Here is a 13,414-nt window from a genome sequence, read left to right as displayed (position 1 = left end):
GTGAGACTCTTAAGATCGAACCACTATTGAGAGTTAAGTTCTTTTGGGAGATGCCCCTAGACTCATTAGGCTCTGGGTGGGACAATAGAAAGACCTTGAGGATTACCGCCCCAAGGTCAATGAACTTACATTTGATCATTTAAAATTCAATAATCGTTGATATTGATTTGTATTCTTCCAATTGATTGTACTTCCATAATTCTTCTACACCAAATCCTCCTATATTTATACCGAAAAATTGAGGATCTAAAAATAATTCCTGTTTGTTAGTGTTATTTGTTATTGATAATTTTAGAGCGTCGCAAATAATCTCATTGCTTTTTACTTCCATATTAAGTAACTCAATTTGGCTAACCTTGTTGTCTATCAAGCTATTATCCAAAATAATGTCGCTAATATTGGATTTAGCCGGAATAACATCCTCTACCTCAACCCTTACAATAAAAGTTGGAGTTAACGCAATTGAAATTTTTGAATACTGCTCAATCGCTTCAATTTTTACAAGTTGATCACCAAATTCAAAAAACAGATAACTTCTATAAGGTACGAACTCAGCAAGTTCATTTTCTCTTTCTGATGATAGAACAATACCTGTTACATAAACACTACTTAATAAGTTATTTTGAACTATGTTTTTAAGTTCTTCTAAATACATATGTGTCCCCCGTCTCTATATTATTTAAATATGAATTTCCCATCCATCCCTTTTCCGGACTCCAAAAGAGTATGCCATTCACCATTTTGTTTTGTAGTCATTGTCAAACCATTACCTCGATAAACCTTATATACGTCTCCACCTTTTTGTAAAGTAGCGTCCCCTACAAATTTGACTGTACCATTATCAATCAGACTTCCAAGATCACTTAAAAATCTTGCAGTTGTTTCGTCATCATACTTTTTATATTTAGTTCCAAGTGCGTTTTCGAGTAATTTTTTATGATCGAGATAATGCTTTTTGAAATTTTTACCTGCTGAAAGAATTGTACAGTTATGAACCCATATGCCAAGGTTAGATACAAAATAAGAATGATAATCAGCAACCATGAAATTGTAAACAGTGGTTTGTTGTGGCGCTATTTCAATCCTATCTATTGCTAGTTTAGTACCATCACTTGAAACAAGCAAATCTCCAACCTTTAGGTCTTGTACAAGAGTCCAACCTTTTCCATCCAACCAAAAAGGATGTAATCCAGTTGTCTCAATGACTTCATCACCTATACGGACGTAATAAATTTCATCAGCCTGTTTTTGGAATAGCTTTATAACCTCTTTGTATCCAACTTCTCCGGTTTCATCAGACTTGGCGAGCACCTTATCCCCTACCTCGATTTCCTCGATAGGTTTCTCCCCTTCTTCTGTTTGAACTTTAGTACCCCCTGTAAAACAATTACATGCTTTACTAATAGCATTGTCTACGAATTTTCCACCTTTTTTAGAAAGCTTTGCTGTAGCCTTTCCATAAGGATTCAGCTCCATAACCAAATAACCCGCTGTGAAAAATTGTTGCAATGACCAGGGGTTCTCCATGGACACCCGGTAATATTCATTTAATGAGCTGACGGTTCCCATCGTCCAGAAGTCGATTGCTCCGGACCAACTGGAGTGTGCTCCCTTGAACGCATTCCATTCTTTTTGCCAGAAACCGAAATCATTGCCTCCACTTCCTCCTGAACCTGACTCGTGTCTATGCCCGCTTGGGTCTACATACTTAAGGGGGTTGTTACTTACATACGAATACAAATTTAAAGTTAACGGATCGTTCAGTTCACCTTCATAAGTGTCTTCACCAATAAACCTTGCCATGCCTGGGTCGTACCAACGTGCTCGCAAATATTGAAGTCCGACTGTCTGATCCCAATACTCACCCGAATAGCGAAGTACATTCGGCACGGTTTCTTTCGTTGTGAGTGGTCCGCCCCAGATGTCATACGTATACTCGTTCAACACTTTACCAGCGTCGTCCACAAGTCCGACTACATCGCCATGACCATTAAACTGGTAATATTCCAATTTTCCAGTTTGTTTGGCTTGACGTGCCCACAGTTGACCATACATGTCATAGATATACACATAGGTCAGTTCTGCTTTTCCAGACGTAACTAGTGCTTCCGCCATGAGTTTGGCTTCTTCATCGTAGTAATAACGGAAAGTTTGTTCGCCTTCGGTCCGTTCATACAGCAGTCCATCCCCGTTGTAGTTATACGTAATGGTCTTGCCTTCCCCCGTCGCTTTGACCAATCGATTCTGACTGTCATACGTATACTCCGCATCTTTCAGTCCATATATCTTACCACTGCCGGTACTATACCGGTTGCCATTGGAATCGTACGTATATGTCTCCTGCTGCGTGCCTGATTCCGTTTGAATACGGCTGAGTTCATCATACGTAAACTGATCGGTTGACCCATTTTGAGTTCGAGACATGATGTTTTTATTTCCATCATACTCATAGTTAAACTGATGAACTGCAGTCGTCCCTTGGGAAACGGTGATTCCCGACAGATCATAACCGTCGAACTGATAACTTGTGCTGAGGCCTTTGCCAAACGATACGTTTTCTAGCAAACTATTCGACGCGTAGCTAAAAGTCATCCGGTCTACAGGCGTCTGAGCCGATACTGCGAGTGTCGAAGCACCTCCCACTCCTGAGATGATATCCATGGAAGTAACTCGGTTCATCGTATCCAGTTCACCATGTATCCGCAAAGATTGTCCTTGTGCATCGGTCAGTGTATATCCCAACCGCTGCTGGGTATTGTTTTCATATCCCAACTGGGTTCCATCCGGGAAGGTCAATCCATTGAGCATACCGTCCGTATCACGGTAAGAATAAGTCGTTTTGCCGTGATTATCTGTCATTGACGTTCTACGTCCCATTTCGTCGTACGTATACGATACGGACGTATCCGGACCTTTGAAGCCTGTAAGCATATTGTCGCTGTTATATGTGTATTCCGTGATTTTTCCGAGCCGATCCTGCTTTCTGATCAGATTGCTCTTTTTATCATAATAAAAGGTTGTCGCAGATCCATCCAGCATCGGTGGTATCTGTTTAATAATGCGGCCCAATTCATCAAACTGCTTGGTAACTGTTTGTCCGTTGGCAGATACAATTCGGGTTACCTGGCCCTGATAACTATAGAAATAACGGCTGGTTTCTTGTTTTGGCGTTGTTGCAGTTGCGATTTGACCAAGCGCATCATACGTATACGTCGTCCGCCCCCCATTCCCATCAATGGATGCAGTCACGTTTCCGCTTAGGTCATACTCGCTTTGTTGCAATGGTACAAAGGCTCCCTCTCGGTATTCTTCTAGCGCCGTAGTACGTCCCAGCAAGTCCACTTTCACACGAGTTTTGTAATTGGAAGCATCCTGATACGTCACGGTTTTTCCGACAGGATCAACGGTTGTTTTATCTGTAGTTCCATCCGGATATTGAGACTCCGTGGCTTGCCCAAACGCATTGACCACATATCTCGTCACATTACCTTCGGCATCTTCCGAAGCCTTCACGTTTCCTTCGCCATCATAGGCATATTTATATGTCGCGTACGCAGTTTGTTCTTCCATGAGCAAACCTAACGGATTGTACCGCTGTGTAGTCACAATGCCGTCTGGCGATGTGCTTGTAATGATGTTTTTTTTGTCATCATATGCTGTCGTTGAATGTGTTCCATCTGCATGTTTGGTCTGAAGAAGACGCCCTGCAAGGTCATATCGATTCGCTTCTTGTTCTCCGGCAGCGTTTGTCGTTGTCTCCAGTTCACCTGCAGGCGTATAACTATAAGACTCCTCAAGAGATTCTGCTTTACCAGCAGCATCATGCACAACCATTGATGTCGTTTCCATTAAATGCCCTGCATTTGGTTGATAGCTGAATGTAACAATACGATCTTTGGCCAGCGTACCGCCTTTGTCGGTTGAGCTGATGATACGTCCTTTATCATCAAGTTTCACTTCCGAATCAGAGAGCAATTGTCCGCCATATCCATTTTTGGTGGAGGTCTGCAACATATCACCTTGATTGTTGTATGTTGTTTCAGCGTACCTTTCCAACGTACTGTTTACTTTGGTAGTGAATCGTATAGGTTTGATCCAGTGATATGGAGCTTTGCCCGTTTCATAAGCATAGGTTGATTCTTGCCCCGTGCTACGTTTCTCGGAAGTCACCATGCCGTTGGCATCATAAGCGATAGTCGTTATCAGCTTTTCGCCCGAACGGCCACCCTCGCTTACCCACTCCGTCATTTGAGTCGGAAGGTTTCGCTTCGTTTGACTGTCGTACTGGAACTCCGTGGAAAAAGTTACTTCATCTCCAGTTAACGTGTGCTTATCTGCGTAAACCAAATCTGGATGCGCTGCAGCGCTAAACGTTTTGGAGAACGTCCAAGTATCTATAGTGTTCTCTGCTTTCACTTTCGTTGTCCATGATGTGGATTGACCGTATGCTTCCAGGTCTTCTCCAGAATATTCAAAGTTAACCTTGTCCAGAACGCCTTCGCCATCCGTTGTACTAAACTGGCTCTTGCGCTCTCTTACTTTGAATACAAAATGGGAGGAAGCTTCGCCAATCTGCTTCAGCGCTGGAATATATGCATAATCCGTTATAGCTGATGAAGGGCTTGTAATGCGCGATAGCAACGCTGTATGCATCACACCTTGAGCATTTTGGTTGCTTTGCAAGTCAGGCAGGAAATTGAATTTGGATTCCGGATAATAGTACGTATACGTCGTTGTCCGATCGAGAGCATCCGTGTATTCTCGCAAAATGCGAATGCCTTCGTCCTCGCGTTGCGTGTATGTTGCTTTCCGATCCGTTCCGGCCAGCTGTACAGTAACCTTCAGGTTGTCATAAGCAAATGTCAGCGCCTGACCTTCGCTGTTTTCAATTCGTGCAATAGCTTGGTTTCCGTTCAATGTCGTATAGTGAAAATTCACGCTATTCCGGTAGCCATCTGTAATTTGCAACAGTTCTCCGGCTTCATTAAATAGATAATCGTAGCCGTTTCGGATGGATAGACGATAACTGCTAGATACGCCATTAACAGTCACGGTCGCATCTCGCTTAACGGTTAAGTCATTCCATACGTAACCTTCCAGTTCCAGATTCGCATTTAAGCGGTAGTAGCCCACGCCTGGAATAAGAATATACTGATTATCGCCACGCTTTTCCATGAAAGGAATGTCCCAACGCCAGCCTTGCCCCAATCCAGCAGAGAGTTCTTCCTTGCGTGGCGTAACCATATTGGAATACGTTTGTGTCGTTTCGTCATATTCAACTCCCAGCTGTCCACTCGCTCGAGCGCTGTCATAGACGCGTGTCAGATCAAACGGAATGAGACCAGGTAGAGAAAGGTCAGTACTCTGAATCATCATTTCCCCTGTAGCAGTTGAGATGGATTCCGCTCCATAAGACGTCATATAAAGCGATGCGTCATCTCGGATATCTACATGGTTAAGTCCAGTTTCGTCCACGGTTGTTCCTGTACCTGAAGCATCCTCATTAAGAGCATTAATCGAGAAGTTATTTTGCTGTGATGATCCGGAAGGGCGTAGCCCCTCCATTTGAATCGGTTCGCTTATTTCTTGTGCTTCTAGCCATTTTTCAGCAGCCTCGCCGCCTGTGCGATCTGTCTGTAAAGCTTTATACAATTGGTACAGCGAGTAACCTTGATCTAGTTTTTTCTCAATCCAATCTTCTTTAATACCAAATTGCTCTTTTAAAGTATGGATTGTAATGTAGGTAGCGGAAGGGAGGGAATCCCTACCTTCTGCCGCCGCTGCTGCTTGTCCTCCATATCCAAAGGAACCGAACCCACTAAGAACCAATATGACGCATAACCAAATAATCGTTATTTTCTTAAACACTCCATCACCTCAACCTAGATTTAGACAATCATTAATTAAATGGGAAAATCTTTTTCGTTCGTTTCGTTAAATTACCGTTGCGATCATACTCAAACACAATTTGATCTCCTGTAAATAGAACGACTTTAAGCAATTGATTGCCATAGCCGTACTCATAGCTATTGTCATTACGAATGTTCATCCATGCTGCTTTTATGGCTCCCTGAATCGGTTTTCCTTCTTTTTCACTTAGCTTGAGATAATAATTCTGTCCACCTTCAAGCTCCCATTCAAGAACGGTATATTGCTCACCATATACCTGTTCTTGCTCTATTGAAGCAGCTACCGGAATGCTCAATTCCTTATCTGAATACAATTCGATCCGAGGCTCAATAGAAAAATCACCTGATTCCTTTATCGCAATCCGATACTTGTCAGAGCTATAGGGGCTAAAACGGTAGTACACATTCCCTTGCTGAACTGTGGGAAGCGCCGTCTCTGTATTTTCATACAAAGTCAGAAACTCCACTTCCACTTCCTTGACCGTAAAGTTACGGTAAGGACCTACAAATCTCAGCGATTGGGATGACACATTATGCACCTGAAAGTCAAACTTCCCAGGTATGTTTTGTGATCCTATCGCATTCTTCCCTTCCCTAACAACCCCTTGATTCTGATTCCGAATAACGTAATCATAGGTCAACCCTTCTACATGAGATGTAATGAGCGGTGCTGAATAAGATGATGTGTTGGAGAATAACACCGTGTTATTTGGAGCCAAACTCCGTTTGATGAGTGCAGGCTCTTGACTAGGACTAGCTGTCACAGGAATGTCATACTCAATCGTTACCGGCTCTGAAGATACTACGGTTAAGACAAGCGTTCCACCCGCTGGAACTTCCCATGTTTCAAGACTTGAACCTTCTGTTAGATACCGATATTTATCTGTTCCTTCATAGACCACAAAATCCACAATGGAATTGGTTGCTCTAATCCGATTCAACTGAGCAGGTTCCGAACCCGGATTTGTAAATACTGCGCTCTGCCCTTGGTTAACAGTGATTTCCGATTCTGGTGAAGGGACTTGATCATCTTGTCCACGGAAAACGCGGTAAATCCCACCATACGTTATGGGTTGATCCGAGATGTTGGTAACAACAACTTTTTTACCACCCAAGACATACGCCTCGATCGCTGTTGCTGTTCTACTGCTTGACACTGTCCCATCTACGTTGTAAATCGTGTAATCATACACCCGTCCCGCGCTGCTGGAAGCATCATTTCGAAGCCTTTTTGGATCTGAGCTTATGTTGGTGAAGGCATAGCTCTCGCCTTTGTTCAACGTTACGCGCAGATAAGCTGGTTCCTGGCTATCCACTACAGAGAAATCATCCGTGTATTCAAATATTACAGGTGTACTTCCCCCTACGGTAACGACGGCTTCACCACCAGAAGGAATGGTAGCGAGACTTACATTGCTATTGAATTTGTCACTATGTGCTCTACCGTCTGCCTTATACACCACAATATCAAACAGTGCACCTAATTTTTTGGCGTTACTCCGTATTGGGTTGCTGAGTGAGCCTCCATTATGGAATTTGACCGATTGACCCGGTGATACCGTAATCTTAGTTAGTGCTTCATTTGGTCGATCCTCTACATCAAAAATGGTGTAAATCGCCCCTATGGTTACAGGTTGAGCAGATACACCTGTAATTACTGCTTTATTTCCATAGTAAACAACTGGTTCAACCGTTGTTGCTTTTCTTGTACTGCGTTCTGTACCATCTGGATAATAGGTGACGTAATCAAAAATCCGCCCTTGGGTGGTGGACGCATCACTGTCGAGATATTCCCGATCAGTAGTGTTATTCCAAAATGTCACGCTTTCTCCCTGTTTGAGTGTTACGCGATGGTACGCAGGTTCCATGCTTTCTTCAACCGAGAAATCATCCGTATAACTAAACTCAATTGGGACTTGCCCAACTACAGTCACGACTGCGTAACCTTGTGAACGAATGATCGGATTGGTATTTTTGTTGAATCCATCCGAATGAACGACGTTTTCTGCTGTATAAAGAACATAGTCAAAAAGGGCTCCATTGGTACTGCTGGCATTGTTTTTTATCGGATTGGCCAACGAACCATTATTACTGAAAATCATAGATTCTCCAGGATATACAGTGATTCGAGTAATTGCATCGCCACCGGCTTTTTGGACATCAAATGTCCGATAGGGCACACCATATGTTACAGGCGTTGCTGTAACCAAAGTTACAACGGCGGTTCTTCCTGCTGCTACAGTAGGTTTAGTGGTCGTATTCGTCCCTGTAGAACTTTCCGTTCCATCCGGAAGATAAACAACGTAATCATGCTTATCTTTGGTCGTTCCATCCGTTTGGAGTGCATCGGATTTGGAACTGATATTAGTGAACTGGTAGCTATCTCCCTGATATAGCGTTGTACGCGTATAGGCTGGCTCATCGCTCCATTCACCGGTATAGACTTCATAGGGAAAACCAACACTAACAGGCTGTGAACCCGCTCCAGTAATAATGATTTCGTTCCCTCCCGCAAGTGAAGGTTTCCCAGTCGTTTCGAAATTGGAAGCTACAAGACTACCATCTTCTTTGTATGAAGCGTAATCTATCTTCCTGTCCTGAGCTGTGGAAGTATCGGCACTTAGAACTCTTGACTGTGTCCCTTCATTAAAGTATCGATAGCTCTCTCCTTTGGATAACGTAACCCTAAGCATGGCTGGGTTAGCTGATACACTGTAAGAAAATTCTGAACGGATTGTCACTGTAAACGGATTCTGACCCGTAGAGGTAATTACAGCTGTATAGCCTGAGCCTACTGATAAACTGCTAATAGAGTTCATGTTTTCGCTCATGATGCTGCCATCTGGTCTATAAATAACGTAATCGTATGCACTGCTTCTTGAAGTCGCGGCATTGGTACTTAACGATCTTGCGGCACTTCCGTTATTCGTGAACGTATAGGAATCTCCGGGACTCATGGTCAAAGTTCCATCTGCCATGGCCATAGCTTGAGGAGAGAAAGAGTTTTCCCCGTATGTATCATCAGTTACCGTCGCTTCATCTTCTGCTTCTTCGATAACTTCGTCTACACCTTCTGGTTCTTCGTAGACATCCGGATCAATAACATCCAGATTCTCGCCGTCTGTTAAAGCTGATTCCTCCATAAAAACATCAACATTCTCCGCGCTACTTTCACTTGTTATTATGGCATCCGATTGATCCGAAAGCGCATAACCGCTAGTCGGATACATGGTTCCAATCAACAACAAAGCCATCAGAAAAACAATAAAACCTTTTCTTAAACTCATGGAATTCATATTCCTCCTTTATGTTTTTTCTCCATTTCCTCCCTCAACAGATGTATAAATGGAGCCTAATAAATCATTATCGTCATTTTCCTTATTTTAGGACATAGTAAATTAGTCCCTAAATTCAGGGACTTTTTTCCTTTTATATCTCAGATAACAATTTAAAATATAACCTGTCATTATCCTGATACAAAATAGAATAATAGATTAGATGCAGTTCAAATGCTATTTCAACTGAGTTAATCGTCTTTCCTATTTTGATTAGGACTTAGATTTAATATTTGAAAAATAAAAAAGCCGCCAGTTTGGTCATACCCCTGTCAAGTAGACAGATGAAAAAAGCTATGCTGCCAGCGCGCATCGATATTCAATCGGTGCGCGCTGTTTGAGTTTGGCTTGAAAGCGTCGGTAGTTGTAATTGTACACGTAATCTTCCACGGCTTGTCGAATCTCGGCTTCTGAATTACACTGGATAAGGTACAGCTTCTCTGTTTTGAGATGCGAAAAGAAAGATTCGATGCATGCGTTATCCAGGCAGGTTGCTTTGCGAGAGTGGCTGCCTTTGACGCCGAATGCTTCTAATCGTGAGTTGTACACCTGAGACGTGTATTGGAAGCCCTGATCCGAATGGAGCACGGCTTCCGAAACGTCTCTTTTTTGTGTCCATTGTTCCACCGTATCCAATACGAGCTGAACATCGTTCCGTTTAGATAATTGCCAAGCGACAATTTCGTTGTTGAACAAGTCTTGAATCACAGACAGGTAAACGAATGTGTTTCCATCCGAAATATAAGTTATATCCGTCACCATTTTTTGCTGAGGTGCTGTGGCATGAAATTTGCGCTTTAGGCGATTCGGATAAATCACAGATGGCGTATAGCTGGACTTCTTCCGCTTCTTGCGAATTACCGATTGGATCGATAGTTCCCGCATGATTCGCCATACTTTCTTGTGATTAACGTTCAGACCAGACTCCCAGAGCGCCGTTGTCATGCGAGGATAACCAAACTCTCGATTTGCAAAATGAATAGCCATCATGTGCTCTTTGATCTCACGCTCACGGTCTTGTCTTGCGTCTCGCTGTGGCTGTGTTGCTCGCCATTTGTAGTAACTGGAACGGGGTATTCCTGTAATCGATAATAGGCGTGTAATGCCATGCGAGCAACGCAATTCGTCTATGATATCGTAGTTCTCCCGTTGGCTTAGTGCTTCTCCTTTACTAGATTTGGATACCGCTTTTTTAAATAATCTACCTGTGCTTGAAGGTAGTCCCGTTCCTCTTCTACACTGCTAAAGGCAGTACGAGGCCGTCCTTTCAGTGGATTCGGAACATTGTTTTTTCGCTCATCGAATGCTTCCCCGTTTTTCCATTTTTTTACCCACACCTTCAGTTGTGAACAGTTTCGAATTCCTTCGCGATCAGCGACCACCTTGTAACTTGAAGAACCTTCGACATAGGATCTAACAGCATTCAATTTAAATTCTTCGGTATACGTGTGAAATGTTTGTCCTTTTTTGGCCATAAAAATATCCCCTCCAAGTGTCACTTGAACCCTCATGATAACATGAAGGTTTTTTCAAGTGTCTACTTAAAGGGGATAATACCAGTTGGCGACTTTTAAGTGAATCAAATAGTTATCATTCTGGTACATGATCAGCGCACAGCAGGCTACTTTCCCTCTGCTTGTATGAATACATACGTACTCTCGTCGGATCGTTCTTCTGAAAAAGCGAAATTCAACCGATCAAAGTTTCTTACATCCCTCACATCTGTAATCTTATGTTCTGCCATATAACGTACCATTTCACCTCTGGCCATTTTAGCCCAGGTTGCCTTTTCAACAAGCTTCCCATTGACCATTTGTCCGAATACACAAGTAATGAACCGGGTTTCCTCACTCAGAAAAGGTAAAATATTTTTGCTATACTCTTTGGAAGCCAGATTTAGGATGTAGTTGCTTTCTGATTGAAGCTGATCTGCGAGTTTGCTACCCCAGAATTGATAGAGCGTTTTGAAGCCTGGACCTTGCAGCTTGCCCTGCATTTCCAACCGATAAGGGGTAACCCCATCCAAAGGCCGTAACATGCCATAAAAACCGGATAATATACGTAAATGCTGCTGAAGATACGCCAGTTCCTCATTTTGAAAAACACCCGGAGCCATATATTGATACTGAATGCCCTCATAGGCATAGATGGCTGGCGTAAGATTTGCTTTTATATTCATATTCTGAATCCGTTCCACGTTCTGTTCAGCGATTGCATCGTTACACTTCCACATCGCTTTGAGTTCGTCATAGGATAACTCTTGAAGCAGACGCAATAGCTGTTCTGACTCGTTTATAAACTGCGGCATCTGTGAGATAGCCATAAGATCGGTATCAATCTTCATCTTTTTAGCTGGTGATATGATAATTCTCATCGTGCTAATCCATCCTTAATCTACCGTTGTTTTTGTCGTTATCCATTGTACAGGATTGGACAGGCGAATCCAATGCCAAGGCTTAACTAAATCCCTCATGGTACCTTTGAAAAGACTCAAAATGAACAAGTCAGCCCACGATTGGACCGGCTTGTTCATTAGAATTCAACACATTCAATTGGTGAGAAAGCAAGGCGTGCAACTCAAACCGCTATTAGGGAGATACGCTCCCCGCGCCGCTATTTTGCTCTGTTTTTGTAGTCGGCAATTGAATCATTGGCGTATTTGACCCACTTACATATGGAAGTGCTCCATCCCATTTCTTGATGGTTTCATATTCAACGAGTTGACTCGATAATGATTGTTGAAGCTCTTTATTTGCTTTAGCCTGACCTTCTGCTTCGATCAATAGTTTGTCTGCATTACCTTGCGCTTCCACGCGCTTGCGATCTGCTTCTTTCTTGGCGATCTCCAGTTCAGTCGTTTTACGTTCCAGTTCTTGAGAAGCTTCAACACGCTTATCGATTGCTTCCTGAGTCTTAGCGTCAGGTTGAGGAACACCTACAGTAACGTTGGATACAATAAAGCCTAACTCTTTAACGTCATCAGAAAAACGTTGTTGCACGTCTACCCCTGCTTCGGATGACTTTTCACCATACACATCAATGACTGTAAACTTGGAGATACCTTTACGAGCTGCGTCACGGAAACGTGTTTTGAGATATGTATCCTCAATTTCTTGAATGCTAATTGGCCCAAATGTATTGAATATAGAAGATACTTTACTTGGTTCTACTTGGTAGTTGTAAGCAAAATCGATTGTGATGTTTTTCCCGTCAGAAGTAGCAATCTGAATATCTCTGTATTCAACCGTTTGAATTCGGATCGGATATTTCGTCACTTTATCAAACGCTCCAACGAGTTTCCACCCTTGACTCAGTGTGCTATCTTTTACGCCTCCATTTGGTGAATAAACGACCCCAACATATCCATTAGGAATTCGTGTTAAAAAGAAGGTCACCATTAGCACGCCCACAATAATAACTAATGCAACCGCAATTGCCCCTACCCTAAACGTCTTTGAATTTTTCATCACCATTCTCCTCTTGTTTGAATTTATTGTATTTCTTCAAAATTCTACTACCTATTTTATTGAATAGCGGGAACATTAATGACCATAGAATAAATGCTAGGATAAAAATTAAAATGATTCCCCCAATAAATGGCATATCCGTCCTCCCCTCTATGGATGTAACCGAGTAAAAATTTATAAATGGTAACTAATTATATCCTTCTTTATATATACTTTGTAAATTCGTATTAGGTTTCAAGGATGTTTAGCGCTTGAACTACTATTAGGTTAAGTAGTGGAGAAACTGGTGAGTCAGTGACGTCAAGTACCCGGTTATTCCTATCACGAAAGTGATCATCAATTCATCGGCGTATTATTGATTGATTAGGCCATAGTTGCACCCATTGCTTTTCTCTGTAGGTGTATACAACTTCCTGTGGATTGTCCTTTAATTTGACGACTACAGGATACTGTGGCATTTTACTGCGACGAGCAGCGATGCTAATGATATCATCTTCATCCATACTCTTTTCAACGATTAAATACGTTTCTTAAACCATCTTCAAGCTCCTTCATATCCTTTTTATATGAGCCGTACCAATGTGACAGAAGCTATGACAACTAATATAGTACAATCAGTGATCCTTTTAGAAACTTCAATTCTATCGGCCAAAAAGAAAAAACCTTAAGGACATTGCCCCAAGGTTTAAGCGTAGGAAATTAT

Annotated in this window: 7 protein-coding genes; all 7 read right to left on the bottom strand. The window is 42.4% G+C overall.

Translation table 11 applies throughout. From position 1 onward, the window contains the following. Positions 1-139: 139 nt before the first annotated feature. The 7 genes from MKY28_RS06000 to MKY28_RS05970 all read right to left on the bottom strand — a co-directional run bounded on the left by MKY28_RS06000 (position 140) and on the right by MKY28_RS05970 (position 12,711). Positions 140-655 (bottom strand): hypothetical protein, encoded by a 516-nt coding sequence (locus MKY28_RS06000; RefSeq protein ID WP_062835327.1) that lies wholly within the window; start codon positions 653-655, stop codon positions 140-142. Between the two features lie 20 nt (positions 656-675). Then, positions 676-5,868, bottom strand: coding sequence for a polymorphic toxin-type HINT domain-containing protein (locus tag MKY28_RS05995; RefSeq protein WP_340935312.1), 5,193 nt, complete (start codon positions 5,866-5,868; stop codon positions 676-678). 31 nt (positions 5,869-5,899) lie between these two features. Further along, positions 5,900-9,196 carry a hypothetical protein gene (locus tag MKY28_RS05990; RefSeq protein ID WP_340935310.1) on the bottom strand — a complete coding sequence of 1,099 codons (3,297 nt, stop codon included), beginning with the start codon at positions 9,194-9,196 and terminating at the stop codon, positions 5,900-5,902. A 342-nt stretch (positions 9,197-9,538) separates the two neighbouring features. Next, positions 9,539-10,375, bottom strand: a complete 837-nt coding sequence (locus MKY28_RS05985) for an IS3 family transposase (RefSeq protein WP_235193718.1) — start codon at positions 10,373-10,375, stop codon at positions 9,539-9,541. Positions 10,376-10,398: 23 nt separating this feature from the next. Further along, on the bottom strand, positions 10,399-10,719 hold the full coding sequence (locus MKY28_RS05980; RefSeq protein WP_076319340.1) for a transposase: 321 nt from the start codon (positions 10,717-10,719) through the stop codon (positions 10,399-10,401). Between the two features lie 146 nt (positions 10,720-10,865). Further along, positions 10,866-11,618, bottom strand: coding sequence for a peroxide stress protein YaaA (gene yaaA, locus MKY28_RS05975; RefSeq protein WP_340935309.1), 753 nt, complete (start codon positions 11,616-11,618; stop codon positions 10,866-10,868). A gap of 214 nt (positions 11,619-11,832) precedes the next feature. Then, positions 11,833-12,711, bottom strand: coding sequence for a prohibitin family protein (locus MKY28_RS05970; protein WP_081746030.1), 879 nt, complete (start codon positions 12,709-12,711; stop codon positions 11,833-11,835). Positions 12,712-13,414 lie beyond the last annotated feature (703 nt).

Origin of the sequence: Paenibacillus sp. FSL R5-0473 (assembly GCF_038004565.1) — a bacterium.
In the GTDB taxonomy this organism is placed as follows: Bacteria; Bacillota; Bacilli; order Paenibacillales; family Paenibacillaceae; genus Paenibacillus; species Paenibacillus amylolyticus.
The sequence above is the reverse complement of the archived record's forward strand: the minus strand, read 5'-3'. Positions and strand labels throughout refer to the sequence as shown.